The 304-nt window shown below is 63.8% G+C and carries 1 protein-coding gene; it reads right to left on the bottom strand.

Annotation, left to right across the window (positions count from 1 at the left end; genetic code table 11):
• Window positions 1–304: aminoacyl-tRNA hydrolase (gene pth / locus CKO33_RS13260; RefSeq protein WP_200182696.1), on the bottom strand; the 304-nt coding region annotated here is incomplete at both ends.

Raw genomic sequence — 304 nt, forward strand, 5'->3', positions numbered from 1 at the left:
CCGGGATGCCCGATGCCCAGCCGCACCCGCCAGTAATCCGGGGTGGAGAGATGCTTATCCATGCTGCGCAGCCCGTTATGGCCGGCATTGCCGCCGCCTTTCTTCACCCGGATTTTCCCGGGCTCCAGATCCAGCTCGTCATGGAAGGCCGTGATGTCCGCGGCGGCGATCTTGTAGAAGGAGGATGCCTCCTGCACCGCCTCGCCGGACAAATTCATGTAGGTCATCGGCTTGAGCAGTAAAATCTTCTGCGTGCCGATGCGCGCCTCGGCGGTCATGCCCTTGAAGCGGGCGCGCCAGGGGG

Origin of the sequence: Ectothiorhodospira mobilis (assembly GCF_016584115.1) — a bacterium.
Taxonomy (GTDB): Bacteria; Pseudomonadota; Gammaproteobacteria; order Ectothiorhodospirales; family Ectothiorhodospiraceae; genus Ectothiorhodospira; species Ectothiorhodospira mobilis.